A 26,010-nucleotide genomic window follows, 5' to 3' on the forward strand; every position below is an offset into this window, starting at 1 on the left:
CCGTCCGGTGGCAGACGGTCTGGAGCGGATCGCCGACGCCCATCGGCTGATGGAGTCCAACGCGCACCTCGGGAAGATCGTGGTGCGCGTCGGATCCTGAGGCAAGACACCCCCTAGCGGCGGGGCAGGCCCAGCGGGTTGTCGTCGCGGAGCTCCGGGGGCAGGAGGTGGTCGGGGGTCGACTGGTACGTGAACGGGCGCAGCCAGCGCTCGATCGCGGTCGCGCCGACCGAGGTGGAGGTGGAGGTGGTGGCCGGGTAGGGGCCGCCGTGGTGCTGGGCGGGGGCGACGGCGACGCCGGTGGGCCAGCCGTTGACGAGGACGCGGCCCGCCAGCGGGGTGAGTTCGGCCAGGAGCGGGGCCGCGTCGGCGTCCTCTTCGCCCTCCGTGGCGACGTGCAGGGTGGCGGTGAGGTTGCCGGGCAGCCGGGAGAGGACCTGGGTCACCTCGTCCCGGGAGTCGTAGCGGGCGACGACGGTGACCGGGCCGAAGCACTCCTCCAGGAGGAGGTGGTGCCGGTCGCCCTCGGTGAGCAGGGCGGCGTCGACGGCGAGGACTCCGGCGCTGACCGTGTGCGCGTCGCCCGCGCCGGGGGTGACCGGGGCCCGTACGCCGTCGAGCGCGGTGCGCTCGGTGACGCCGGCGACGAAGGCGTCCCGCATCCGCCGGTCGAGCAGCACGGCGGGTCCGGTCTCGGAGACCCCGAGGGCGAGGGCGTCGAGGAAGCGGTCGCCCGCCTCGCCCGAGGGGGCCAGGACGAAGCCGGGCTTGGTGCAGAACTGGCCCGCGCCCAGGGTCATGGAGCCGGCCAGGCCGGCGCCGATCTCCTCGGCCCGCTCCTCGATCGCCGCGCTGGTGAGCACGACGGGGTTGAGGGAGCCGAGTTCGCCGTGGAAGGGGATGGGGACGGGACGGGCGGCCGCCGCGTCGAAGAGGGCCCGTCCGCCGCGCACCGAGCCGGTGAAGCCCGCCGCCGCGACGAGCGGGTGGCGGACGAGTTCCACGCCCGCGTCGAAGCCGTGGACGAGGACGACGACGTCCTCGGGGAGGCCCGCCTTGGCGGCGGCCCTGCGCAGCAGGGAGGCGCAGAGTTCGGAGGTGGCCGGGTGGTCGGGGTGGGCCTTGATCACCACGGGGCAGCCGGCCGCGAGGGCGCTCGCCGTGTCGCCGCCGGGGACGGAGAAGGCGAGCGGGAAGTTGCTGGCGGCGTAGACGGCGACGACGCCGAGCGGGATCTTCCAGCGCCGCATGTCGGGCCGGGGCGGGATGGCTCCGGGGTCGGGCAGGTCGATCCGGATGTCGAGGAAGGATCCCTCTTCGACGACCTCCGCGAAGGCCCGCAACTGGGCCGTGGTGCGGGCGAGTTCGCCGGTGAGGCGGACGGGCCCGAGAGCGGTCTCGGCGTCCGCCGTCTCCACGATCTGCTCGCGCGCCCCGTCGAGGAGGTCGGCGGCGGTACGGAGGAAGGCAGCCCGTACGCTGCGGTCGGCGAGGGTCTCGCGGACCGCGTGGGCGGCCCGTACGGACCGGTCGACGTCCTCCGCCGTGGCCTCCACCGCGACCTGCTCGCGCGGCTTCCCCGTCCGGGGGTCCACACTCCACACTGGTTCTGCCGCCACCGCTACGCCCCTGTTCGCTATTCTGAACAACGTTCCCGTAGATGAACGCATCTGTACGGGACTCTAGGGACGGCCCGGCCGTCTCCACAAGGGGCCCCGGCCGGCCAGGTGGCCACCGGACGGCCGGACGACCGAAAAGGGGCGAGGGACATGGCGACTGTCGACGCGGGCGGAGCACAGGTGAAGTCCGCCGTGCGGACGGTGGAGCTGCTCGAGTACTTCGCGGGGCGCCCGGGGATGCACTCGCTCGCCGCCGTCCAGGAGGCCGTCGGCTACCCCAAGTCCAGCCTGTACATGCTGCTTCGCACCCTGGTCGAACTGGGCTGGGTGGAGACGGACGCGACCGGCACCCGGTACGGCATCGGCGTGCGGGCGCTGCTCGTCGGCACCTCGTACATCGACGGCGACGAGGTGGTGGCCGCCTCCCGGCCCACCCTGGACCGGCTCTCCGACGACACCACCGAGACCATCCACCTGGCGCGGCTCGACGGCACCAACGTGGTGTACCTCGCGACCCGTCAGTCCCAGCACTACCTGCGGCCGTTCACCCGGGTCGGACGCCGGCTGCCCGCCCACTCGACCTCGCTCGGCAAGGCGCTGCTCGCCACCCACACCGACGAGCAGGTGCGCAAGCTGCTCCCCGAGACCCTCCCGGCGCTCACCGAGCACACGATCACCGACCGCGAGCGGCTCATCGAGGAACTGCGCGCCATCCGCGACCAGGGCTTCTCGGTGGACCGCGAGGAGAACACGCTCGGGCTGCGCTGCTTCGGCGTGGCCATCCCGTACCGGACCCCGGCCCGGGACGCGATCAGCTGCTCGGTGCCGGTGGCGCGGCTCACCCCGGCCCACGAACAGATGGTCAAGGACGCGCTGTTCGACGCGCGGGACCGGCTGACGCTGGCGACCCGCCGCCTCTGATCACACGGTCACGCGCGCTCGGCGAGGGCCGCCTGCCACACCGGGCTGTCGACGTAGTGGTTGTCGTACTTCTCCGAGGAGGCCTTGATCTCCTCGAAGCTCGCCTCGCCCCGCATGACCCGGCCGAGCAGGCGCAGGTAGTCGAAGCGGGCCATGCCCGGCGTGAAGGCGAAGAGCACGTCCGCCTCGGCGCCGGGCGCCGCGGCGAAGGCGTGCGGGGTGTGCGGCGGGACGAGGAGGAAGTCGCCCTGCTCCAGGACGGTCAGCTCCTCGCCGACCAGGACCTGGAGGGACCCGCCGAGGACGAAGAACATCTCCGAGGCCTTGGTGTGGAAGTGGGCCGGGGCCCCGACCGCGCCCTTCGCGAAGGAGGAGCGGTAGCTGGTGAGCTGTCCGCCGGTGCTGTCCGAGTCGGCGAGGAGCGTCATCACGCTGCTCGGGTCGGCGGTGGTCTCGGCGTCGGCGGCGCGGGTGAGGAGCGGGGCGAAGGTCGTGGTCTCGTTCATGATCACTACTCTAGAGCGCCATTGACCCCCTGCAGGGGTTCAATCGATCATCAGAAACATGGGTCAATTCACGCTTGCCGGAGGCCCCCGGAGGAGCCCGCCTCCCCCGCGCGGCGGAGGCGGTTCACCACCCGGCAGGACGTGGCACCGGGGGTCCGCCCGGGAGCGTGGAGCCATGACACAGACCGCTCCCCTCCCCCGTCCTCACGGCGGCCCCCGTCCCCACCGCGCCCCCCGCGCCCACCGCGCGCTGCGTTGGCTCGCGATCCTCGCCTGCGTCCCGTACGTCTCGCTCAAGGTCGCCTGGGTGGCGGGCAGCGAGATCGGCATCCCGGCCGGCAGCGCGCTCCTGGACCACCCGCGGATGATGGCGGTCGCCAACGCGGTGACGGTGGTCGCCGACGCCCTCGTCGTCGTCCTCGCCCTGCTCCTCACCCAGGCCTGGGGCCGGCGGTTCCCCGCCTGGCCGCTCGCCCTTCCCATGTGGGCGGCGACAGGACTGCTCGTCCCGATCATGACCGGATACCCGGCACAGCTCGCGGTCGCCGCCGTCACCGGCGACGAGAAGGCCGCCGCACCCGCCGAACCCTTCCTGGACCCCTGGGTCTTCGGCGTCGTCTACGGCGGCTTCATCCTCCAGGGCCTCGCCCTGGGCACCCTCTTCGTCCTGTACGCCCGGGACCGCTGGGGCCGGCTCTGGGCCGGCCGGCTCGGCGAGCTGTCGGCCCGCGCGTCGGGGCCCGGGGTGCGGGCCCTCGCCCTGGCCGGCTCGGTGCTGGCGCTCGGGCCCGCCGCGCTCCACCTGCTGTGGGCGGCCGGCTCGACCACGGGCCTGTCCGCCCGGCGCATCGCCGAACGCGACGCCGACTTCTACGTCCTGGAGGCCCAGCGGTTCGGCTTCCTGGCCGTCGCCGTCCTCTTCACCCTCCTCCTGGTACTGCGCAGGCCCGCCCGGCTCCGGGTCCGCACCACGCTCGCCCTGGCCTGGACGGCCTCGGCGGCGGTGGGCTGCTGGGGCGCCTACATGTCGCTCGTCGCCCTGCTGCCGGAGGCGGATCCCGGCAAGCGCGTCCCCGGGCTCGTACAGCTGTCCTACGCTGGCGACATGATCATCGGGATCCTGCTCGCCGCGTGCGTGGCCTTCTTCCTGCGGCGCCGGAGCACCGAGGCGTGATCCACCAGGCGTCCCGAGCGCTCTTCGGGCAGCGGGCCAGACGGCGCTGGCTCCACCTCATCGTGGGCGGCGCGCTGTTCATGCCGTTCTGGATGGTCGGCTCCATCGCCATGGGGCCGCTGCTCGACGAGGGCGGCCTGTTCGCCGGGGGGCCCGGGGTGCAGTTCGGGGCGTACGCGGTCGGGCTGCCCCTCGTCGCGGTCGCCGCGCTCTTCCCGCTGGCCCGGCCGATGTCGGTCGCGGCGGCCCGGGCGCTGTGCGGGGTGCCGGCGGACCGGTTCGCGGACAGTCCGGCCCGGGGCTGGGAGGCCAAGGCCCGGACGGCCGGCTGGTTCTCCCTGCACCTGGGCGCCGGGGCGCTGGTCAGCGGGGCGACCCTCGCGCTGCCGCCGTTCGCGGTGTCGGTGATGGCGCTGCCGTTCTCGCCGGCGCTCCGCGCGTCGGAGCTCGGCCGGTTCTGGGGCCTCGACCGGCCCTGGTGGGACTGGGCGGCGCTGCCGGCGGGGCTCCTGATGCTGCTCGCGCTCGCCGCCGTGGCCGCCGCGACCGGTGCCCTGCTCGCCCGGCAGGCGCCCCGGCTGCTCGGCCCGGGTCCCACGGAGCGGCTCGCGGCGGCCGAGCGGCGCGCGGCGGAGGCGGAGTCCCGCAACCGGCTCGCCCGGGAGCTGCACGACTCGGTCGGTCACGCGCTGAGCGCGGTCACCCTCCAGGCGGGAGCGGCGCGCCGGGTCCTGGACGGCGGCGCCGGGGCCGACCTGGAGTTCGTCAAGGAGGCGCTCACCGCGATCGAGGAGACCACCCGGCGCACGGTCGGCGAGCTGGACGGGGTCCTCGGCCTGCTGCGCCGGGGCGAGGAAGCCGGGGAAGGCGTGGGGCCGGGGCTCGACGCCCTGGAGGCCCTGGTGCGGGGCGCCGGGCCGAAGGTGGCGCTGACCGTGGCCGGTGACCTCGCCGCCGTACCCGCGGCGCTGTCCCGGGAGGCGTACCGGATCGTCCAGGAGGGGCTGACGAACGCGGCCCGGCACGCGGGCGGGGAGCCCGTCACCGTACGGCTCGACGCCCGTACCGAGGAGTTGGAGATCATCATGGAGAACCCGCTGCCCGCACGGCTCCCGGTCGCCCGCCCCGGCGGAGGACGCGGCCTGGTCGGCGTCGCCGAGCGGGCCGAGCTGTTCGGCGGCACCGCGCAGGCGGGCCCCGCGGCCGGCGCCTGGCGGCTCGCGGTCAGGGTCCCGCGGTGAGCGCGGCCGTACGCGTCGTGGTCGCGGACGACGAGCGGATGGTGCGGACGGCCCTGCGGGTCATCCTGGACGCGGAACCCGACCTTGAGGTGGTGGGCGAGGCGTCCACGGGCGCCGAGGCGGTGTCGGTGGTGCGCGCCGAGCGGCCGGACGTCGTCCTGATGGACGTGCGGATGCCGGAGATCGACGGGATCAGGGCCACCGAGCAGATCATCGCCGGGATGCCGGAGCCGCCCCGGATCGTGGTCGTGACGACCTTCGAGAACGACTCCTACGTGTACGACGCGCTGCGCGTCGGCGCGGCCGGGTTCCTGCTGAAGCGGGCGGCGGCGGAGGAGCTGGTGAGCGCGGTGCGCCTTGTCGCCAGGAGCGACTCGCTGCTCTACCCGGCGGCGGTGCGCGGCCTGGCGGCCGAGCACGCCCGCCGCAGTCCGCCGGTGGCGCCGCCGTGGGTGGCGCGGCTCACGGAACGGGAGGCGGAGGTGCTGCGCCTGGTGGCGACGGGTCTGACGAACGCGGAGATCGCGGCCCGGATGGGCGTGGGCGCGGCCACGGTCAAGACGCACGTGGCGGCGGTCCTGGCGAAGTCCGGCGCCCGGGACCGCACGCAGGCGGTGATCCTGGCGTACGAGTCGGGGTTCGTACGGGCGGGGTGACACCGGGCTGACGAGAGGCGTTCCGGGCGAAGGCTCCGCGAAGGCTCCGGATGAAGGTTCCCTGAGAAACCGGACACATCCGGAACGCCTCCCACCGCCCCGTTCGTCCCCACAGGTGCGATGAACAAGACGATCAGGCACACGTCGGTCTTCGTCCTGCTCCTGGTGCTCGCCCTCCTGGGCCGGGCCACCTGGGTGCAGGCGTACGAAGGCAAGGCGCTCGCGGACGACTCGAAGAACCGGCGGAAGACCATCGCGCAGTACGCGCAGCCGCTCGGCAACATCGTCGTGGCCGGCTCGCCGGTCACCGGCTCGAAGAAGACGGAGGGATCGGATCTCGCCTACGAGCGCACGTACACGGACGGCGAGCTGTACGCGGCGGTCACGGGCTACAGCTCGCAGGCGTACGGCGCCACCCAGCTGGAGGGCATCTACGGCGACGTCCTCGACGGCACCGACGACCGGCTGAAGAACCCGGTCGACGCCGTCACGCGCAAGCAGCAGCCGGGCACGGTCGTCACCACGATCGACCCGGACGTGCAGAAGGCCGCCTACCGCGCGCTCGGGAACAAGAAGGGCGCCGCCGTCGCCGTCGACCCGGCGACCGGCCGGATCCTGGCCCTGGCCTCCACCCCGTCGTACGACCCGTCGAAGATCGCCGGGACGACGGACGGCGACGCCTGGAAGGAGCTGACCACCGACGAGGACAAGCCGCTGGTCAACCGGGCGCTGCGCCAGCCGCTGCCGCCCGGCTCCACCTTCAAGCTGGTGGTCGCCGCGGCGGCCCTGGAGGACGGCCTGTACGGCTCGGTGGACACCGCGACCGAGAGCCCCGACCCGTACACGCTGCCGAACACCCGGACCGTGCTGAAGAACGAGAACGCCTCCGCGCCCTGCGAGAACGCCACGATCCGCACCGCGCTCCAGTACTCCTGCAACAACGTCTTCGCCAAGATGGCCGCCGACCTGGGGCAGGACAAGGTGAGGGCGACGGCCGAGAAGTTCGGCTTCGACGACGCCGAGCTCGACGTGCCGGTGCGGGCGTACGCGAGCGTGTATCCGACCGGCATGGACAAGGCGCAGACGGCGCTCACCGGCATCGGGCAGTTCGACGTGACCGCCACCCCGCTGCAGATGGCGATGGTGTCCGCGGTGATCGCCAACGACGGTCTGCTCGCCGCCCCGCACATGGTCTCGGAGGTCGTCGACTCCGACGGCGACGCGCTGACGTCGTTCGAGGACGGAGACACCGAGCGGGTCGTCTCCTCCTCGACCGCCGAGCAGCTGCGCAGCGCGATGGTGACCGTCGTGGAGAAGGGCACGGGCACCAACGCGGCCGTGGACGGCGCGGAGGTCGGCGGCAAGACGGGTACGGCCCAGCACGGCGAGAAGAACAGCAAGACGCCGTACGCCTGGTTCACGTCGTACGCGAAGGCCCCCTCCAACGGGAAGCAGGTCGCCGTCGCGGTGATGATCGAGGACTCGGGCGCGGCCCGCTCCGAGGTCAGCGGCAACGGCCTGGCGGCCCCGGTGGCGCAGAAGATGATGGCCGCGGCGCTGAAGTGACGGTGGACGGGGCCCGATTGGCCGTCGGGCCCCGTCACGCGATATGCAGGGTCACGCTCGTATCCGAGCACGTATTCGATCCACCGAACCTGCACTCACCTCGCGGAGGACCGCCGTGCGCCTGCCCCGTTCCCTGTCCGGCTGGACCATCGCGGTCTTCGGCGTGCTCGCCGCCGCGCTGGGGGTGGTGGGCCTGGTCGTACCGGACGCGCTGCTCACCGTGATGGGCTTCGAGCCGGTGCCCGAGGGCGGGCGCGCGGACGGCGACCACACCCTCGTCTTCCTGACGGCGTCCTCGATGGCCGCGCTGAACATGGGCGTCTACTACGTCCTGGCCGCGCTCGCCGACTGGAAGCCGTTCTTCCGCTGGACGGTCCCCTTCCGCCTCCTCACCTGCGCGGTCTTCACCCTCGCGGTCGTCACGGGCCGCGCCCCGGCCGGCTTCCTGGGCGTGGGCCTGTGGGAGGGTCTGGGCGCGGTGGTGACGGGGGCGGCGCTGCGGTACGAGAAGAAGGGCGTTTAATCGGATGTGCGTGCGGCGCGGGGTTGTTAGGTTCGCCGTGTGCCGAAGCTGAATCAGATCATCGCAGTCGAAAAGGGCGTCAAGTCCAAGGCTCTCCAGGAGCTCACCCAGGCTCACCAGGACGTGCAGAAGCCAGCACTGCTGGCCGGCATCTCCCGGACCTACCAGCCCAAGGACGAGGAGGGCGAGCAGCTGCCGCCCGAGTCCACGCGGGTGCAGATCAAGGCCGAGGACGCCCTGCGGGCGACGGCCGGGACGCTGACGCGGCTCTTCGACGTGACCGCGACGAAGGACTGGGCGAACCGGTCCGCGGCCGCGGACGTGGTGGTCGACGGTACGGTGCTGTTGCCCCAGGTGCCCGTCCCGTACCTGCTGTTCCTGGAGAAGCAACTCACCGACCTGCACACCTTCGTGCGCAAGCTGCCGGTGCTCGACGCCTCCGAGTCGTGGAACCTGGACCCCTCGACGGACTCGTGGAAGACGGACCCGGTGCGGACCATCCGCACGAAGAAGGTTCCGCGCAACCACGTGAAGGCCGAGGCCACGGAGAAGCACCCGGCGCAGGTCGAGGTGTACTACGAGGACGTCCCGGTCGGTTACTGGACCACGGTGAAGTTCTCCGGCGCGCTGCCCGCCCGGCGGGTCAACGAGCTCCTCGACCGCGTCGAGAAGCTCCAGCAGTCGGTCAAGTTCGCCCGCGAGGAGGCGAACAACACCGAGGTCACCGACCAGCGGGTCGGCGACGCGGTGTTCGGCTACCTCTTCCGGTAGCCCCCACATACGCCCTCCGTCGCGAGCGGAGGGTGCGCGATGAGCGCAAGCTGAAACTGATGTCGAAGCTGATGAAGGGGTGTCAGTTGGGGGTTCGAATCCCTCTCCCCGCACCACGTGCGGGGGTGGCCCAAGCCTGGCAGAGGCGGCCCCGTGAAACTCAGATTCTCGCTCCAGTCTCAGTATTCGCCGCCGAACACCGGATCGACCGAGCGTGGGCGAACATCGACGGATGGGGGTTCAAGTCCCCTCGGCGCCTCTCTCGTGGCGCTGTAGTTCAAAGGCAGAACACGTCGATCTCAACATGACCCGCGGCTCTTAAACGCCGCCGGTGTGCGCAAATGGGTGGCAAGCTGGAGCCCGGGAGCTGGACATGCTCCCGGGCTCCGTCACGTTCCGGCCCGCTCTACGCCGTCGTCGACAAGGGGCTCGGGCACTCCCCCCGCGTACCGGAGCGGTTCCCCTGCCACCGCCGGTCCCGCGCTCTTCGCGGTGGCCGTGGGAGCGCGTCCGGGTGCCCGTTCGCGGTGCGGGGTGACCGGCGGGCGGCGAGCATGGAAGGAGGCACGGCACGGCGGGAGGAGGGCAGTGTGACGGCCGGTTCCTTGCCGGGGGCGTCGGGGCCCGTCGGTGCGCCCCTGGACGGCAAGGGCCTCCTCGACGTGCTCGGGGTCGCCGCCGTCGTGGTGGACGCGCGCGGCCGGATCGTCCTGTGGAGCCCGCAGGCGGAGGTCCTCTTCGGCTTCCCCGCCGACGAGGCCCTCGGCCGGTACATGGCCCGGCTGGTCGTGGCCGAGGAACACCGGGAGGAGGCGATGCGCCTCTTCGGCGAGGTACTGCGCGGCGGAGTCGCCTGGGCCGGGACCTTTCCCGTACGGCACAAGGACGGCAGCGTCCGCCAGGTGGAGTTCCGCAACATGCGGCTCACCGACGACCTGGGCGGCCTCTACGCCCTGGGGATCGCCGCCGACCGCACCGCCGTCGACCGGGTCGAGACCCAGATCGCCCTGTCCGACCGGCTCGTCTCCCAGTCACCCATCGGTCTCGCCGTCCTGGACACCGATCTGCGCTACGTCCTGGTGAACCCGACGCTCGAACGGATCGACGGCGTGCCGGCCGCGCTGCACATCGGGCGGCGGGTCGGCGACGTGCTGCCCCTGTTCGACACCGGTGCCGTGGCGGCATCGCTGCGGACCGTCCTGGTCACAGGAGCGCCGCTGCTCGACCGGCCCGTCGTCGGACGGACCCCCGCGGACCCGGACCACGACCACTCCTGGTCGGTGTCGTTCTACCGGCTCGAAGGGGCCGAGAACCGGGTCCTGGGGGTCGCGGCCTCGGTGATCGACGTGACCGAGCGGCACCGGGCGGACTCGGCGGCGGACCGGTCGAGGCGGCGGCTCGCGCTGATCGCGGACGCCTCTGCCCGGGTGGGCACCACCCTGGAGGTGGAGCGGACGGCCGACGAGCTGGCCTCCGTGGTGGTGCCGGAGCTCGCGGACATCGCCGCCGTCGACGTCCTCGACTCGGTCCTGGCGCTGCGCAGGCCCGGCGCGCCCGAGGAGGGGCCCGAGCTGTTCCGGGCCCTCGCGGTGAAGGCGGGGGCCCTGACGGAGGCGCTGCCGGCGGCGGACCCGCCCGGGGCGGTCGCGATGTACGGGGCGGACCGGCTGGTCACCCGGTGCGTGCACACCGGTCTGCCGGTCCTGGTGGAGCACGTCGGCCCCGGCGACCTGGCCCGGATCGCACGGAACCCCGAGGCCGCGGAGCTGCTCGCCCGGGCCGGGGTGCACTCGTACCTGGCGGTGCCGCTGATCGCGCGCGGCGAGGTGCTCGGCGCGCTCGACCTCAAGCGGGACCGCAACGCGCTGCCCTTCGACGGCGACGACGTGCTGCTCGCGACGGAGCTCGCGGCCCGCGCGGCGGTGAGCATCGACAACGCGCGCTGGTACCAGAGCGTGCGGAACTCGGCCGTGACGCTCCAGCGCAGTCTGCTGCCCGGGGCGCCGCCGGAGCGGGCGGGTCTGGAGATCGCGGCCCGCTACCAGCCGGCGCAGGCGTCGAGCGAGGTAGGCGGCGACTGGTACGACGTGATCCCGCTGGCCGACGACAAGACGGCGCTCGTCGTCGGGGACGTCATGGGCAGCGGTATCGACGCGGCGGCGACGATGGGACGGCTGCGGACCGCGACCTGCGCGTTCGCGGACCTCGATCTGTCGCCCGCCCAGGTGCTGCGGCACCTGGACCGGATCACGGCGGGACTTGAGCACTACATCGCGACCTGTCTGTTCGTCGTGCACGACCCGGTCCTCGGCCGGTGCCGGATCGCCAACGCGGGCCACCTTCCGCCGGTACGGGTCCCGGTGGACGGACCGGCCGAGCTGGTGAAGGTGCCGCCGGGGCTGCCGCTCGGCGTGGGCGGCGCCACGTTCCGTACGACCCGGGTGCCCCTCCGGCCGGGGGACCGGCTCGTGCTGTACACGGACGGTCTGGTCGAGACCCGCGACGAGGCGATCGACGATCGGCTCGCCGTCCTGGTCGGCCTGCTGGACAAGGCGCGCGGGCCGCTGGAGGAGACCTGTGACGAACTGCTGCAGGCGCTGCGCCGGCCGGGCGCGGCGGACGACGTGGCGCTGCTCATCGCCAGGAGCACGGGATGACGGCCCGGGCCCGGCGGCGGGCGCGGGACGGTCCTGGGGGCCGGCGCGAGCGCGGGACCGGGCTGCGGAGCGTCGCCGGGCAGGTGTTCGCCCTGGAGGCGCTGATCGCGCTCCTGGTGATCGCGGCGGCCGTGTTCGTGACGTTCTACCAGGCCCGCAGCGACACCGAGCGGGACGCCCGGGTCCGCTCGCTCGCGGTCGCGGAGGCGTTCGCGAAGGCGCCCGGCATCGACGACGCGCTGACGTCGGCCGATCCGACGGCACAACTCCAGGACCGGGCGGAGGCCACCCGGCGGGCGACGGGCGTGGACTTCATCGCGGTGCTGAGCCCGGAGGGGCTGCGGTACACCGACTCGGAACCGGGCCTGATCGGCCTCAAGGCGACCGGTGACCTCACGCGCGCGGTGGTGGACGGCGAGTCCTTCACCGAGCTGTTCACGGGCGCCCCCAACGACGCCGTACGGGCCGTGGTCCCGGTGGTGGACGACCGGGGCCGGATCGTCGGCATGGTCAGCAGCGGCGTCGAGGTCGAGAGCATCACGCAGGCGGTGGAGGGGCGGCTGCCGCTGCTCGCGGGCGCGGCGGGCGGCGCGCTGGTCCTCGCCGTGGGCGGGGCCGCCCTGGTGAGCCGGCGGCTGCGGCGGCAGACGCACGGCCTCGGCCCGGCCGAGATGACCCGGATGAAGGAGCACCACGAGGCGGTGCTGCACGCCGTGCGCGAAGGGGTCCTGATCGTGGGCCCCGACCGGCGGCTGCTGCTCGCCAACGACGAGGCGCGGCGGCTGCTCGGTCTCTCGGCGGACGCGGAGCGGCGGCACGTCTCGGAGCTCGGCCTCGATCCCCGTACGGTCGAACTCCTCGTGTCCGGCCGGCCGGCGACGGACGAGGTGCACCGCGCGGGCGACCGGCTGCTCGCGGTGAGCGTACGGCCCACGATCGCGGACGGCTCGGAGTCCGGGAGCGTGATGACGATGCGGGACACCACCGAACTCGCCGCGGTGACCGGCCGGGCGGCGGTGGCCCGTGGCCGGCTCCAGCTGCTGTACGAGGCGGGGGTGCGGATCGGGACGACGCTCGAGGTGGTGCGGACCTCGGAGGAGCTGGCGGAGGTGGCCGTACCGCGGTTCGCGGACTTCGCGACCGTGGAGCTGCTCGAACCGGTGCTGCGCGGGGAGGAGCCGCCGGGCTCCGCGTCGGCGGCCACCGAGATGCGGCGGACGGCGCTGTGCGGGCTGCGGCCCGACCAGCCGCTGCAGCCGGTCGGGGACATCGTGCGGTTCGACGTGCCCAGCACCCCGATGGCGAGGGCCCTGGGCGCGGGCCACGCGGTGGTGCAGGCGGAGCTGGCGTCGGCGGAGGGCTGGCGGGCGCAGGACCCGGAGGGGGCGGCGCAGGCCCTGGCGTTCGGGATGCACTCGCTGCTCACGGTGCCGCTGCGGGCCCGCGGGGTGGTCCTCGGGATGGCGAACTTCTGGCGCGCGGACACCCCGGAGCCGTTCGGGGAGGAGGACCTGTCGTTCGCGGAGGAGCTGGCGGCGCGGGCGGCGGTCGCCATCGACAACGCGCGCCGGTTCACCCGGGAGCACGCGATGGCGGTGACGCTGCAGCGGAGCCTGCTGCCCCGGGTGCTGCCCGACCAGAACGCGGTGGACGTGGCGTACCGCTATCTCCCGGCGAAGGCCGGCGTCGGCGGCGACTGGTTCGACGTGATCCCGCTGCCGGGCGCGCGGGTGGCGCTCGTGGTGGGGGACGTGGTGGGGCACGGGCTGCACGCGGCGGCCACCATGGGGCGGCTGCGGACGGCGGTGCACAACTTCTCGACGCTCGACGTGCCGCCGGACGAGCTGCTCGGCCACCTCGACGAGCTGACGGGCCGCATCGACGAGCGCGAGTCGGAGGGGCCGGACGTCGAGGGCCGGCGCCGCGAGGAGGGCATCACCGGGGCGACCTGCCTGTACGCGATCTACGACCCGGCGTCCGGCCTGTGCACGGTGGCGAGCGCGGGACATCCGGGTCCCGCGCTCGTGGGTCCCGACGGGCGGGTGGAGTTCCCCGAGCTGTCACCGGGGCTGCCGCTGGGGCTCGGTCTCGGCGACGCGCCGTTCGAGACGACGGAGCTGTGGCTGCCGGAGGGCAGCAAGCTGGTGCTCTTCACGGACGGGCTCCTGGAGGACCGGGGACGGGACCTCGACACGGGCCTCGGGCTGCTGCGGTCGACGCTGGCCCGTCAGGACCGCAGCCCCGAGCAGATCTGCGCGGACGTGCTCGCGACCCTGCTCTCGCCGTCGCCGCGCGACGACATCGCGCTGCTCGTGGCCAGGACCCGGCTCCTGGAACGGGAGCGGATCGCCGAGTGGGAGGTGGCGCGCGATCCGTCGGCGGTCTCGCCGGTACGGAACGCGGCGGCGGCGAAGCTGGCGGAGTGGGGGCTCGAAGGACTCGCGTTCTCCGCGGAGCTGGTCCTCAGCGAGCTGATCACGAACGCGGTGCGGTACGGGGCCGATCCGATCCGGGTACGGCTGCTCCACGACCGGACGCTGATCTGCGAGGTCTCGGACGGCAGCAGCACCTCTCCGCACCTGCGGCACGCGGCGACGACGGACGAGGGCGGTCGTGGGCTGTATCTGGTGGCGCAGTACGCGGAGCGCTGGGGGACGCGGTACGCCCGCAGGGGCAAGACGATCTGGGCGGAACTGCGGATGGCGGGGGGCGGCATGGAACCGGCGGCCCCGGAGGTGCCGGATCTGGACGCGCTGGAGGACCTGGCCTGGTGAGGGGGCCGGGTCGCCGGATTCTCCGGCGACCCGTTTGCGCACCCTGCTAGCCCAGCTTCCGCAGCGCCGTGCCGACGGCGGTCAGGTCCTCGTCGGAGGCCAGACCCGCGTGGTAGAGCCGCAGCTCGGTCGCTCCCGTCTCACGGGCCCGCTCGGCGTCCTCGGCGAGCCGGTCGGGGGCGCCGCCCATGCCGGCGACGACGGAGATGTTGGCGGCGAGGACGGTGTCCGGGCGGGCGTGGGCGGCGAAGTCCGCGACCCGGGGCGGGCGGGCGACCACCCCGTCCGCGAGGCCGAGGACGTGCGCCGGGTCGGTGCCGGCGTCGGCGCCACAGCGGTACGGGTCGGGGTCGGCGTGCAGCAGGACCCGGAAGCCGGGCGGGGCCGCGGCCCGTACGGCGGTCACGGCGGCCTCCTGGAAGGTACGGGCGGTCCGGGCGCGCCAGGCCAGGGCGGGGGCCTCCAGGGCGCCGAGCCCGCCGGCCGGTCCCGCTCCCGCCCACACGGGCTCCAGCGCGCCGCGCACGGCGGCGGCCAGCTCGTCGGGGTCCACGCCCTCCTCCCCGTACCCCTCACGGCAGGAGGGGCAGAAGCAGAGCGACATCAGGTACTGCTCCCGCTCCCCCAGGGCGACGCCGCCGGTCTTGTCGTGGGCGTGCAGGTGGGCGAGGCCGTACCAGCCGCAGGACTCCAGCTCGGTGCCGGTCGCGCCGGGCCGTACGGCGGCCTCGGCGGCCAGGTCGACGAGCAGGGCGCGGACCTCGGGGCGGGCGATGCAGGGGGCCCAGGGGTAGCGGTCGCCGTGGGCGTTGACGACGGAGGTCTCCGGGTGTTCGGCACCCAGGCGGGAGTTGTGGGCGAGGACGACCCAGCTGTGCACGTCGAGCCCGGCGGCGCCGAGGGCCTCGGCGGCCCTCCCGAAGGAGTCGCCGGGCGCCCAGTCCCCCGCCGGGTACGGGCGGAGCGTGCGGCCCGCCCAGCGGTCCCGGTCCGGCGGGTAGAGGACGGCGGCGTACTCGGCGGTGACGATCCGGTGGGCCGGGTGACGGGGGGTCAGCGCCCGGGTGGAGTGGTAGGCGGTGGCGAGGGTGACCTGCGCGAGACCGAGCCCGGCGAGGAGCGCGGGGGCGGCGGGGTCGCCGTCGACGTCCCAGGGGTAGACGAAGGCCGCCGCTCTCATGCCCCGGCCTCCTTCAGGAGGGCACGGCCGCGCTCGACGAGCACCATGAGCTCGTCGACGTGCTCGGGGGCGGGCTCGCTCAGCGGCGGGCGCACCTCGCCGACGTCCAGGCCTCCTCTGCGTACGGCCGCCTTGACGAGCGAGACGGCGTATCCCCTGCCCTGCGAGCGGAGTTCGACGAGCGGCCGGTAGAAGCCGTCGACGAGCAGGTCCACCGTGGCGTCGTCGCCCGTGGTGAGGGCGCGGTGGAAGGCGAGGGCGAGGTCGGGGGCGAAGCAGAAGACGGCGGAGGAGTAGAGGGTGACGCCGATGCCCCGGTAGGCGGCGCCGGTGAGTTCGGCGGTCGGCAGGCCGTTGAAGTAGAGCAGGTCGAGGCCCTCGGCGCGGACGGCGCTGACGATCCGCTGCATGAGGTCGAGGTCGCCGAGGCCGTCCTTGAGGCCGATGATCCCGTCGGTGCGGGCGAGGGCGACGGCGGTGGCGGGGGTGAGGACCGCGTTGTCCCGCTGGTAGACGATGACGTCGAGCGAGGTGGCGGCGGCGAGTTCGGTGTAGTGGCGGAGCAGTCCGGCCTGGTCGGCGACGACGAGGTACGGCGGCATGGCGAGGAGTCCGTCGGCGCCGGCCTCCTCGGCGAGCCGGGCGTACCGGACGGCGAGCGCGGTGCCGTAGCCGGCGCCCGCGACGACGGGGACGCGTCCCGCCGCCTCCTCGACGGCGGCGGCGACGCAGTCCCGGAACTCCTCGGGGGTGAGGGCGTGGAACTCGCCGGTGCCGCAGCAGGCGAACACGGCGGCGGCGCCCGCCTCGACACCCGCGCGTACATGGGCGCGGAAGGTGCCGAGGTCGAGGGAGCCGTCCGGCGCGAAGGCGGTGACGGGGAAGAACAGCAGGCCGTCGAGGCGGCCGGCGAGCGGGGCAGTGGTCACGGGCGCTCCCAGGGAAGTCCGTCGTGCAGGGCCATCGCGTGCACAGGTATGACTGTCATCCATATTCTTGAACGGTGCCGCCTCGCACGCTAGAACAGCGCGGAAGCGCCGGTCAAGGAAGAAGCCCGCTCTGTCGAGGGCTCTTGACGCTCCGTCGGGCCGCTCCCTAGCGTGTCCACGGTTGTGAATGCCGCTCAACAGAGGAGATGCGCTCCATGTCAGCACCCCGCACCGTCCTGCTCACCGGCGCCGCCGGGGGCGTCGGCACGCTGATGCGGGAGCTGCTGCCCCCGTACGGCTACGACCTCCGCCTCCTGGACGTCGCCCCCGTGCCGGGTGCGCCCGACGCGATCGTCGCCGACCTCGCGGACCGCCCGGCGCTGCGCGAGGCCGTCCGGGGCGTCGACGCCATCGTGCACCTGGCCGGCATCTCCCTCGAAGCGAGCTTCGAGAAGATCATGGCCGCCAACATCGCCGGCACGTACCACCTCTACGAGGCCGCCCGCGAGGAGGGCGTCCGGCGCGTGGTCTTCGCCTCCAGCAACCATGCCGTCGGCTTCACCCGGCGCCCGCGCGACGGCGAACCGCCCGTCCCGGTCGGCACCCCGCACCGCCCCGACACCTTCTACGGCCTCTCCAAGTGCTTCGGCGAGGACCTGGCGCAGCTCTACTGGGACCAGCACGGCATCGAGACCGTCTCCGTCCGCATCGGCTCCTGCTTCCCCGAGCCCACCTCGGTGCGGATGCTGTCGATGTGGCTCAGCCCCGCCGACTGCGCCCGACTCCTGCACACCACGCTCACCGCCGAGAACGTGGGCCACACCGTGGTGTACGGCTCGTCCGCCAACACGCGCGCGTGGTGGGACCTCTCCACGGCGCGGGCCATCGGATTCGAGCCGCAGGACGACTCGGAGCCCTACGCGGAGAAGCTCATCGCCGAGAAGGGCCTCCCGCCCGAGGGCAGCGCCGACGACCTCTATCTCGGCGGCCACTTCTGCGTGGACCCGCCCCGCTGGCCGCACTGACCCCCGCCCACGGCGCGCACCCCGGCGACCCCGCACGCCGTACCCGCGCCCTTCTTCCGACAGGAGCCGTTCCATGACCCCCGTGACCCGTCCCCTCGCCCTCGTGACGGGGGTCGGCCGGACCGTCGGCATCGGCGCCGGCATCGCCCGGCGCCTCGCCGAGTCGGGCTGGGACATCGCCCTCACCTGCTGGACGCCCTACGACCTGCGCATGGAGTGGGGCATCGAGCGGGGCGCGACGGACGCGGTCCTCGGGGAGCTCGCGGAGCGGGGCGCCGCCGCCATGGCCGTCGAGGCCGATCTCGCCGAGACCGAGGCTCCCGCGCGCGTCTTCGACGCGGTGGAGGAGCGGTTCGGCCGCCCGGTCACGGCCCTGGTCATGGCGCACTGCGAGTCGGTCGACTCCGGCCTCCTCGACACCACGGTGGAGAGCTTCGACCGCCATTTCGCGGTCAACGCGCGCGCGTCCTGGCTGTTGGTCCGCGAGTACGGGCGGCGCTTCACCGGCCCCGCGGGCACCGGCCGTATCGTCGCCCTGACCAGCGACCACACCGTGGGGAACCTTCCGTACGGGGCGAGCAAGGGCGCGCTCGACCGCATCACCCTGGCCGCCGCGCGCGAGCTCGCCCCCCTCGGGGTCACCGCGAACGTCATCAACCCCGGCCCGGTCGACACGGGCTGGATGACGGCGGAGCAGAAGGAGCAGCTGGCCGGGTTGACACCGCTCGGCCGCCTCGGCACCCCGCGGGACACCGCGCACCTGGTGGACTTTCTGTGCTCGGCCGAGGGCCAGTGGATCAACGGCCAGCTGCTGATGAGCAACGGCGGCCTGGCCTGAACGAAGGACAGCTCGTCACGACGGATTACACAGGACCCGGCCGGACTGATACGGGGGGAGCCGGCCGGGGCCCGGGTCACGGTGCGCGCTGGCAGACCGGACCCGCTCACCGTAGGCCCGGACGAAGATCATCGCGAGCCGCGGAACGCGGCACCTGTCCGGATTGCGCGGCGGGTCGACGCACGGAGGCGCACACCCGCGCACACCGCTGTAGGGGGTGTCGGTCAGGCCGGGCTCGCGGGTCCTCAAGCCGACGCCCGCAGCGTCCGGGACGGCGGCTCGCCGAACTTCTCGCGGTAGCGCGCCGCGAACCGGCCCTGGTGCGCGAAGCCCCAGCGCCAGGCCACCTCGCTCACGCTCACCTCGTCAGGCGCGGCCGTCCGCAGCTCCTCGCGGACCCGGTCGAGGCGCACCTCCCGTACGTACGCCATCGGTGACATCCCGACGTACTCGCGGAACGACTCCTGGAGGCGGCGCACGCTCACGCGCGCGTGGGCCGCGAGTTCGGTGGTCGTGAACGGGTGCTCGGGGCGCTCCCGCACCGCGTCCATCGCGCGCTTGACCGGGGCCGGCCGCCGCGGCTCCCCCGGGTGGGCGAGCGCCTCGCGCCAGGGGTGCTCCGCGGCAAGCAGCAGCCCGTTGAGCAGGGCCTCCTGCAAGGGTCCCGCCACCAGCTCGTGCCGGGCGAGGCCCTCCCCCGCGAGCGCCTCCGCGGCCACCTGGCGGGCGAAGCGCACCCAGCTCAGACCGGGGCCGCGCGTGATGTCCAGGCCGGGCGCGAAGACCAGCGGGCCGCGGGGCGGTCGGCCGAGCAGCCGTTCGAGGCGGTCGCGCAGCTCGGCGGCGCCGACCTTCACCGAGAGGGTCCTGCAGTCCCCGGTCCAGCGGTCGAGGAAGGTGTCCCCCGCCGGGTCGAGGAGCAGCGCCTCGTCGGCCGTCGCGACGATCGAGGACCCGCCCTGGCGCATCTCCATCCTGCCGCTGAACGGCGCGTTCAGGTGGTAGGCGCCGAGTTCCCCGAAGCTCATCCGCACGTCGGCGCCGCAGCTGAGGTCCCCGATGACCAGCGGGCCGAACGCGAGGGTGTCGAAGCGCGCCGCGAAGGGGCGTCTCTCCCGGTCGACGACGTCCATCCGGTTCGCGTAGTAGCGGGCGTCGAGTTCCTCGCGCGCCTCGTCCACGTCCCCCGTCCGGAAACGGCTCCCGTCCACAGTGTCCCCTGCCCCCCACCAGCCCCGTGGTCGAAAGAGTATTCGTACGACGGATCCGCTGGCCCAACCGGGCGAGGGTAAGGGAACGGCAAAGGGGCCCGGATCGTTACCCCTGGCATGACCGCTATGACCCCCGGCTCGAACATCCCTCTCACCGTCGCACGCGTGGCGGTGGACGTCGCCGCCCCTGTGCGGCTCGACGTCTCGGGCCTGCTGCTCGGCGCCGACGGCAAGGTGCGCTCGGACGACGACTTCATCTTCTACAACCAGCCGTCCGGACCCGGTGTCACCTACCGCTCCGGCGGCGGGGCCGCCCCCGACGCGATCCTGGTGGACACCGGCGCCGTCCCGGCCGGCATCGAGAGGATCGTCGTCACCGCGAGCCCCGACGCCGCAGGCCAGACCTTCCAGGGCATCGAGCCCACGGCCACCCTGCGCAACGCGGACGACGGCAGCGTCCTCGCCACCTTCACCCCGCCCCGGCTGGCCACCGAGACCGCGCTCGTGGTCGTCGAGATCTATCTGCGCAACGGCGCGTGGAAGGCCCGCGCCGTGGGCCAGGGATACGCGAACGGTCTGGCCGGCATCGCGACGGACTTCGGCGTCTCGGTGGACGACGCGCCCGCCGCCCCGGCAGCGGCGGCGCCCGTCGCGCCCGCACCCGTCGTCGCCCCGCCCGCCCCGATGGCGCCGCCGGCACCGCCCGCCCCGGTGGACCCCAGGATCGCCGCCGCCACTCCGCCCGCTCCCCCGGCCGCCCCGCCCGGCGCCCCCGTCTCCACCGGCAAGATCAACCTCGACAAGGGCCGGGTCAACCTCCAGAAGAACCAGACCGTGTCCCTGGTCAAGGGCGGCCGCCCCCTGCTGTCCCAGGTCAAGATGGGCCTCGGCTGGGAGCCCGCCTACCGGGGCAAGGACATCGACCTGGACGCCTCCGTCATCGCGTACGGGCCCCAGCGCAACCACCTGGACAGCTGCTACTTCGGCAAGCTGACCATCCTGGGCGGCTCGGTGACGCACTCCGGCGACAACCTCACCGGCGAGGGCGCGGGCGACGACGAGGTGATCGTCGTCGACCTCGGCCGGCTGCCCGCCGAGGCCACCGGTCTGGTCTTCACGGTCAACTCCTTCTCCGGCCAGAAGTTCACCGAGGTCGCCAAGGCCTACTGCCGGCTGATGGACGCGGCGACGGGCGAGGAGCTGGTCCGCTTCGACCTGACCACCGCCGAGCCGCAGACCGGCGTCATGATGGCCAAGCTGATCAAGCAGTTCAGCGGTGAGTGGGAGATGACGGCGATGGGCGAGTTCGTGAAGTCCCGGACCGTCCGGGGCATGGTGAAGCCGGCCGCCCAGGCCCTCTGAGCGACCGGCCGCGGCGCGTGTCTAGAACAGCGCGCTGTAGGCGTTGAGGGCGGGCTGGCCGCCGAGGTGGGCGTAGAGCACGGTCGAGTCCCGGCCGATCTCCCCCCGGTCCACCAGGTCGACCAGACCCGCCATCGACTTCCCCTCGTACACGGGGTCGGTGACCATGCCCTCGGTGCGGGCGGCGAGCCGCATCGCGTCGAGGGTGGCCTCGTCGGGGATGCCGTACACCCCGGCGTGGTAGCGCTCGTCCAGCTCGACGTCCGCCGCCGTCACCGGCCGCTCGACCCCGATCAGGGCGGCGGTGTCCCGGGCGATCCGGGTGATCTGCTCGTGCGTGGGACCGGGTTTCGCCGAGGCGTCGATCCCGATGATCCGGCGGGCCGGACCGCCCTCCTCGGCGAGCGCGGCGAAGCCCGCGACCATGCCGGCCTGGGTGGAGCCGGTCACGGAGCAGACCACCACGGTGTCGAAGTGGACGCCGAGCGCGCGCTCCTGCTCGGCCACCTCGTACGCCCAGTTCGCGAAGCCGAGGCCGCCGAGCCGGTGGTCGGAGGCGCCCGCCGGAATCGCGTACGGCTTGCCGCCGCTCTCCTCGACCTCCCGCAGGGCCAGCTCCCAGCTCTCCTTGAAGCCGATGCCGAAGCCCGCCCTGACGAGCCGTACGTCGGCGCCCGCGAGACGGCTGATCAGGATGTTGCCGACCTTGTCGTAGACGGAGTCGGGCCAGTCGACCCAGCTCTCCTGGACGAGGACGCAGCGCAGGCCCGCGCGGGCGGCGACGGCGGCGACCTGGCGGGTGTGGTTGGACTGGACGCCGCCGATCGAGACCAGGGTGTCGCAGCCCTGCGCGAGGGCGTCGGCGACCAGGTACTCCAGCTTGCGGGTCTTGTTCCCGCCGTACGCGACGCCGGAGTTGCAGTCCTCGCGCTTGGCCCAGAGCGCGGCGCCGCCGAGATGGTGGGTGAGCCGTTCGAGCGGGTGGACCGGCGAGGGCCCGAAGAGGAGCGGGTAGCGGTCGAAGTCGGTGATCGGCAAGGCGGCTCCCGGTGGGTGAAGGCTGCTGGTCCTGGACGCTCCTACGGGCCCTGGGGCCCGGCGATGCCGGTGACCTCGGCCACCTCGACGGCGTCGTCCGCGAGCTGTTCGAGCGCCGCCCAGATCTCCGTGGTGACCCGTACCGCCTCCGCCGCGTCCCCCGCCTCGCAGGCGTCGATGAGCCGCGCGTGCAGCTCCGCCGATCCACAGCTCAAGGCGTCGCCGAAGAGCCGCCGTTCGACCCGGCGGATCAGGGGGGTGTACCGCGCGATCGTGGCGGCGGCGGCATGGTTGCCGCTGGCGACGACGAGGACCTGGTGCAACTCGTCGTCGGCGTTCAGGGCGGCTTCCACGTCGGAGGCGCGGACGGCCGCCGCGAAGCGCTCGTTGGCCTCGCGCATGGCCCGGATGCCCTCGGGTCCCAGGAGGGGTACGCCGGTCCTGACGGCGAGTTCGTGCATCACCCGCACCACCGAGGCGGCGTCCCTGACGATCCGGCTGACCGGCCGGGTGACGCGGGTGTAGCTCTGCGGCTTGGACTCGACGAGCCCCTCGTCGCCGAGCCGGGCCAGGGCCTCGCGCACGGGTGCGCGCGAGAGCCCGAGCCGTTCGGCCAGTTCGGCGTCCTTGAGCGCGGCACCGGGGGCGAGGTCACCGCGCACGATGGCCTCCCGCAGCGCCTCGTACGCCCGGTCACGCAGCAGGGTCCGGCCCACGGGCCGTAGTGCGTCCATGGGCTGACATGTTAGATGTCAGCCCATGGGACCGACAGGGCCGGTTCCGGCCTCGGTGCCGGGGAAGGAGGACCTCAGCGACGGGGCTGGCGGCGCCAGGGACCGGTGATCGCGACCATGATGCCGGGGCTCTGGATGCTGGCGAACAGGGTGTCCCCGCCGGGCGAGAAGGTGACGCCCGCGAACTCGCTGTCGTTCAGGTCGTTGCGGGCGATCGGGTAGGTGCGGCCCGAGTCGGTGGCGCCGAAGAGGTGCTGGACGCCCTCGCCGTCCTCGGCGATGACGATGCCGCCGTACGGGGAGACGGTGATGTTGTCGGGGCCGTCGTAGGCGCCGTCGACGTCGGGATCGGCGTTCACACCGAGCAGCAGCTTCAGGGTGAGGGTGCGGCGCTTCGGGTCGTAGAACCAGACCTGGCCGTCGTGCGCGGCGCCGGGGCTCTCCTCGCGCGCGTAGGAGGAGACGACGTAGGCGCCGCCGTCGGCCCACCACATGCCCTCCAGCTTGCGGGCGCGGGTGATCTGACCGTCCGTGAACTGCTTGCGGACGGGGGTGGTGCGGCCGTCGCGGTCGGGGACGTCGACCCAGTCCACGCCGTAGACGGTGCCGATCCGGCTCGCCCGGGAGAGGTCGTCCACGAAGCGGCCCGAGGAGTCGATGCACTTGGCGGCCTGGAGCGCACCTGCGTCGTCGGCGAGGGTACGGAGCTTGCCGCGGCCGTGCTCGAAGCCCTGCGGCGGCACCCAGCGGAAGAGCAGCCCGTTGGGGTTGGAGGCGTCCTCGGTGAGGTAGGCGTGACCGCGCTTGGGGTCGATGACGACGGCCTCGTGGTCGTACCGGCCGAAGGCCTTGATCGGCTTCGGGTCGCGGTTGGCACGGCGGTCGCGCGGGTCGACCTCGAAGACGTAGCCGTGGTCCTTGGTCATGCCGTTGACGCCGGCGCGGTCGGAGTTCTCCTCGCCCGTCAGCCAGGTGCCCCAGGCGGTGCTGCCGCCCGCGCAGTTGGTGGAGGTACCGGCGATGCCGACCCACTCGGCGACGGTGCCGTCGCGGTGCACCTCGACGACCGTGCAGCCGCCGGCCGCGGCGGGGTCGTAGACGAGGCCCTCGGTGAGCGGGACGGGGTGCGCCCACTTGGAGCGGGGGCCCTTGAGCTCGTGGTTGTTGACCAGGTACGTGGTGCCGCGCGGCCCGGCGAAGGCGGCGGTGCCGTCGTGCTTCTCCGGGGTGAACTCGCCGGACTCCAGCCGGGTCACGCCGCTGCGGGTGACGACACGGTAGGAGAAGCCGGCGGGCAGGGCGAGTATCCCGTCGGGGTCGGCGACGAGCGGTCCGTAGCCGAGCCGGTGACTGTGGCCGTGCCCGCTGTCGTGCCCGTTCTCGTGGTCGTGGCCGGTTCCGTACGCCTCCGGCTCGTCCGCGGCGAGCGCCTCGGGGGCGGTGGCGAGAGCACCGACGACACCGGTGAGGGCGATCCCCGCACCGGTGACGGCGGACTGCTTGGTGAACTCTCTGCGGTTGAGGGGCATGGTGTGGCGTTCTCCCTGTGGTGGCCGGATCTCGCGGGCCACCCTGCCGCGCCGCCACGAACGGCGCCTGAACACCACGGGAACACCGCCGGGCGCGAGCCACCCGGGCCCGGCCCGGTCCGGTGCTGCCCCTGCTCCCGGCCCTGCCCCCGTCCGCCGTCGGGCTGTCAGGCCCCGGACCGCGAGCGCGCCTTGAAGGCCGACTTGCGGGCCTCCTTCGCCACCGTCTTGTCCCGGTGCAGACGTCCCATCGCCTCCAGGACCTCCGCCGTCGCCGGGTGCTCCACCCGCCAGGCCGTCTCGAAGAAGCCGCTGTGGCGCCCCGTGAGGCCTTCGACGAGCTCCTGGAGTTCCTCCAGGTCGCCGTCCGAGTCGAGCTGGGCCGCGATCGTGTCGATCGCCAGCCAGAAGATCATCGACTCCGGCGGTGCGGGGACGTCGGCCGCGCCCCGCTCGGCGAGCCAGACGCGCGCGAGACCGCCGAGTTCCGCGTCGTCGAGGACCTCCCGCACCGCGGGCTCGGCCTCGGCACCGACGAGGGACAGGGTCTGCTGGCAGTGGAGGCGGCGGAGCGGCGAGCCCGCGTCCGCGCCGCGCGCGGCGTGCAGCAGTTCGCGGGCCGCGCCGAGCGCGTCCCGCCCGGCCAGCCACGCGGCGGTCTCCTCCCGCGCGGCGGCCTCCGGGTAGCCGGCGATGCCGTCGAGGAGCGCGTCGGCGCCCTTCTCCGCGAGGTCGCCGACGGCGGGGGCGTCCACGCCGGCCTCCAGCATCCGGGCCCGGACGCCGTAGAGGCCGAGCGGGGTGAGCCGGACCATGCCGTACCGGGTGACGTCCTCCTCGTCGACCGGCGGCGCGGGCTCCTCGCCCTCCTCGGCCATCAGGGCCTCGTCGACGGGCTGGTACTCGACGAGGCCGATCGGTTCGAGGAGCCGGAACTGCTCGTCGAGCCGCATCATCGCGTCCGAGACCTGCTCCAGGACGTCGTCGGTGGGCTCGCCCATGTCGTCGGGGACGACCATCGACGCGGCGAGCGCGGGCAGCGGCACCGGCCCCTCGCCCGCTCCTCCCTCGCTGACGGTCAGCAGGTAGAGGTTGCCGAGCACGCCCTCCAGGAAGTCGGCCTCCACCTCGGGGTCCCAGTCCAGCGCGTCGAAGTCGATCCCGCCGTCCTCGCCGAGGACCGCGTCCAGGTCGTCGAGGACCGGGGCGACGGCGTCGGCGAAGACCGCGTCGAAGCCGTCCAGCCAGAGCGCGAGGACGTCCTGGGGCGAACCGGCCGTGAGCAGCGCCAGGTTCTCTCCGGGGGCGGCCCGGCCGGGGGTGTCCTCCGTCTCGCCGTCCTCGCCCTCGGTGCCGTCCTCGACCTCCACCAGGCCGGTGTCGACCGCGAGCCGCCAGGCGTCGGCCGCCAGCATCTCGCCGTCCTCGTCGGTGGAGAGGCCGAGGAGCGCGACGGCCTCGGGCAGCTGCTCGTCGACGAGTTCGCCGCCCGCGTCGACGCGGGTGTCGGGGCCGGCCCAGCGGGCGAGCCGTACCGCGTGGGCGAGGAGGGGGGCGGCCAGGGCGTCCCGTGCCAGCTCCGCGTCCGCAGGCAGCCGAACGGGGGGAAGGGTGGGGTGCTCCACTGACATCTGGGGGGTCTCCTCGACGCGTACGTGGGTGAAGGGGGTTCAAAGAGCGGGTCCCAGCGTAGACGCATCCGGGGGGACGTCCGCCGGTTCATGGATCCGTCAGCCTTCGTACACCCGTCGACTCT

22 protein-coding genes are annotated in these 26,010 nt (G+C 73.7%); 13 read left to right on the forward strand and 9 right to left on the reverse strand.

Features of this window, described 5'->3' with window-relative positions; genetic code table 11:
- The first annotated feature begins 7 nt into the window (after positions 1-7).
- Positions 8-100 (forward strand): zinc-binding dehydrogenase, encoded by a 93-nt coding sequence (locus tag ACIA8N_RS00420; RefSeq protein WP_399415367.1) that lies wholly within the window; start codon positions 8-10, stop codon positions 98-100.
- 13 nt (positions 101-113) lie between these two features.
- On the opposite strand, the gene ACIA8N_RS00425 is transcribed toward ACIA8N_RS00420, so the two are convergent.
- Complete coding sequence (locus ACIA8N_RS00425; protein ID WP_365782337.1) at positions 114-1,619, reverse strand: aldehyde dehydrogenase (NADP(+)); 1,506 nt, start codon at positions 1,617-1,619, stop codon at positions 114-116.
- 150 nt (positions 1,620-1,769) lie between these two features.
- Here ACIA8N_RS00425 and ACIA8N_RS00430 point away from each other — a divergent pair, with 150 nt between their 5' ends.
- Positions 1,770-2,540, forward strand: coding sequence for an IclR family transcriptional regulator (locus tag ACIA8N_RS00430; RefSeq protein WP_365782339.1), 771 nt, complete (start codon positions 1,770-1,772; stop codon positions 2,538-2,540).
- A gap of 8 nt (positions 2,541-2,548) precedes the next feature.
- Here the strand turns inward: ACIA8N_RS00430 and ACIA8N_RS00435 are convergent, their stop codons facing one another.
- Positions 2,549-3,046, reverse strand: coding sequence for a cupin domain-containing protein (locus ACIA8N_RS00435; RefSeq protein WP_365782341.1), 498 nt, complete (start codon positions 3,044-3,046; stop codon positions 2,549-2,551).
- A 175-nt stretch (positions 3,047-3,221) separates the two neighbouring features.
- Between ACIA8N_RS00435 and ACIA8N_RS00440 the strand changes: the two genes are divergently transcribed.
- From ACIA8N_RS00440 to ACIA8N_RS00475, 8 genes are all read left to right on the forward strand, one after another.
- On the forward strand, positions 3,222-4,220 hold the full coding sequence (locus tag ACIA8N_RS00440; protein WP_365782343.1) for a hypothetical protein: 999 nt from the start codon (positions 3,222-3,224) through the stop codon (positions 4,218-4,220).
- A complete protein-coding gene (locus tag ACIA8N_RS00445) occupies positions 4,217-5,461 on the forward strand; it encodes a histidine kinase (RefSeq protein ID WP_365782345.1) in 1,245 nt (414 codons plus the stop codon). Before ACIA8N_RS00440 ends, ACIA8N_RS00445 begins: the two co-directional genes overlap by 4 nt.
- Positions 5,462-5,499: 38 nt before the next feature.
- Positions 5,500-6,117 carry a response regulator gene (locus tag ACIA8N_RS00450; protein ID WP_399415737.1) on the forward strand — a complete coding sequence of 206 codons (618 nt, stop codon included), beginning with the start codon at positions 5,500-5,502 and terminating at the stop codon, positions 6,115-6,117.
- A 120-nt stretch (positions 6,118-6,237) separates the two neighbouring features.
- Positions 6,238-7,683 carry a penicillin-binding protein 2 gene (locus tag ACIA8N_RS00455; protein WP_365782348.1) on the forward strand — a complete coding sequence of 482 codons (1,446 nt, stop codon included), beginning with the start codon at positions 6,238-6,240 and terminating at the stop codon, positions 7,681-7,683.
- Positions 7,684-7,798: 115 nt separating this feature from the next.
- Entirely contained in the window at positions 7,799-8,206 is a 408-nt protein-coding gene (locus ACIA8N_RS00460; protein WP_365782349.1) for a hypothetical protein, read from the forward strand.
- A 39-nt stretch (positions 8,207-8,245) separates the two neighbouring features.
- On the forward strand, positions 8,246-8,977 hold the full coding sequence (locus ACIA8N_RS00465; protein ID WP_057578400.1) for a hypothetical protein: 732 nt from the start codon (positions 8,246-8,248) through the stop codon (positions 8,975-8,977).
- 590 nt (positions 8,978-9,567) lie between these two features.
- On the forward strand, positions 9,568-11,634 hold the full coding sequence (locus ACIA8N_RS00470) for a SpoIIE family protein phosphatase (protein WP_365782351.1): 2,067 nt from the start codon (positions 9,568-9,570) through the stop codon (positions 11,632-11,634).
- A complete protein-coding gene (locus ACIA8N_RS00475; RefSeq protein WP_365782353.1) occupies positions 11,631-14,408 on the forward strand; it encodes a SpoIIE family protein phosphatase in 2,778 nt (925 codons plus the stop codon). Before ACIA8N_RS00470 ends, ACIA8N_RS00475 begins: the two co-directional genes overlap by 4 nt.
- A 46-nt stretch (positions 14,409-14,454) precedes the next feature.
- Here ACIA8N_RS00475 and ACIA8N_RS00480 read toward each other — a convergent pair whose 3' ends face one another.
- A complete protein-coding gene (locus ACIA8N_RS00480; protein ID WP_365782355.1) occupies positions 14,455-15,588 on the reverse strand; it encodes a hypothetical protein in 1,134 nt (377 codons plus the stop codon).
- Positions 15,585-16,517, reverse strand: coding sequence for a 5-dehydro-4-deoxyglucarate dehydratase (locus ACIA8N_RS00485; protein ID WP_365782357.1), 933 nt, complete (start codon positions 16,515-16,517; stop codon positions 15,585-15,587). Before ACIA8N_RS00485 ends, ACIA8N_RS00480 begins: the two co-directional genes overlap by 4 nt.
- Before the next feature lie 215 nt (positions 16,518-16,732).
- Between ACIA8N_RS00485 and ACIA8N_RS00490 the strand changes: the two genes are divergently transcribed.
- Complete coding sequence (locus tag ACIA8N_RS00490; RefSeq protein WP_365782359.1) at positions 16,733-17,542, forward strand: NAD(P)-dependent oxidoreductase; 810 nt, start codon at positions 16,733-16,735, stop codon at positions 17,540-17,542.
- A gap of 73 nt (positions 17,543-17,615) precedes the next feature.
- Positions 17,616-18,380, forward strand: a complete 765-nt coding sequence (locus ACIA8N_RS00495) for an SDR family oxidoreductase (RefSeq protein ID WP_365782361.1) — start codon at positions 17,616-17,618, stop codon at positions 18,378-18,380.
- 245 nt (positions 18,381-18,625) lie between these two features.
- Here the strand turns inward: ACIA8N_RS00495 and ACIA8N_RS00500 are convergent, their stop codons facing one another.
- Complete coding sequence (locus tag ACIA8N_RS00500; RefSeq protein WP_365782363.1) at positions 18,626-19,591, reverse strand: AraC family transcriptional regulator; 966 nt, start codon at positions 19,589-19,591, stop codon at positions 18,626-18,628.
- Between the two features lie 117 nt (positions 19,592-19,708).
- Between ACIA8N_RS00500 and ACIA8N_RS00505 the strand changes: the two genes are divergently transcribed.
- Positions 19,709-20,953 (forward strand): TerD family protein, encoded by a 1,245-nt coding sequence (locus ACIA8N_RS00505; RefSeq protein ID WP_365782365.1) that lies wholly within the window; start codon positions 19,709-19,711, stop codon positions 20,951-20,953.
- 21 nt (positions 20,954-20,974) lie between these two features.
- Here the strand turns inward: ACIA8N_RS00505 and ACIA8N_RS00510 are convergent, their stop codons facing one another.
- The 4 genes from ACIA8N_RS00510 to ACIA8N_RS00525 all read right to left on the reverse strand — a co-directional run bounded on the left by ACIA8N_RS00510 (position 20,975) and on the right by ACIA8N_RS00525 (position 25,885).
- The gene (locus ACIA8N_RS00510; protein ID WP_365782367.1) at positions 20,975-21,991 is read right to left on the reverse strand and encodes a 1-aminocyclopropane-1-carboxylate deaminase; all 1,017 of its coding nucleotides are present in this window, start codon (positions 21,989-21,991) and stop codon (positions 20,975-20,977) included.
- 41 nt (positions 21,992-22,032) lie between these two features.
- The gene (locus ACIA8N_RS00515; RefSeq protein WP_365782369.1) at positions 22,033-22,725 is read right to left on the reverse strand and encodes a GntR family transcriptional regulator; all 693 of its coding nucleotides are present in this window, start codon (positions 22,723-22,725) and stop codon (positions 22,033-22,035) included.
- Positions 22,726-22,799: 74 nt separating this feature from the next.
- The gene (locus tag ACIA8N_RS00520) at positions 22,800-24,254 is read right to left on the reverse strand and encodes an alkaline phosphatase PhoX (protein WP_365782371.1); all 1,455 of its coding nucleotides are present in this window, start codon (positions 24,252-24,254) and stop codon (positions 22,800-22,802) included.
- A gap of 167 nt (positions 24,255-24,421) precedes the next feature.
- A complete protein-coding gene (locus tag ACIA8N_RS00525) occupies positions 24,422-25,885 on the reverse strand; it encodes a hypothetical protein (protein ID WP_365782373.1) in 1,464 nt (487 codons plus the stop codon).
- Positions 25,886-26,010 lie beyond the last annotated feature (125 nt).

This window comes from Streptomyces sp. NPDC051822, assembly GCF_044452745.1.
Taxonomy (GTDB): Bacteria; Actinomycetota; Actinomycetes; order Streptomycetales; family Streptomycetaceae; genus Streptomyces.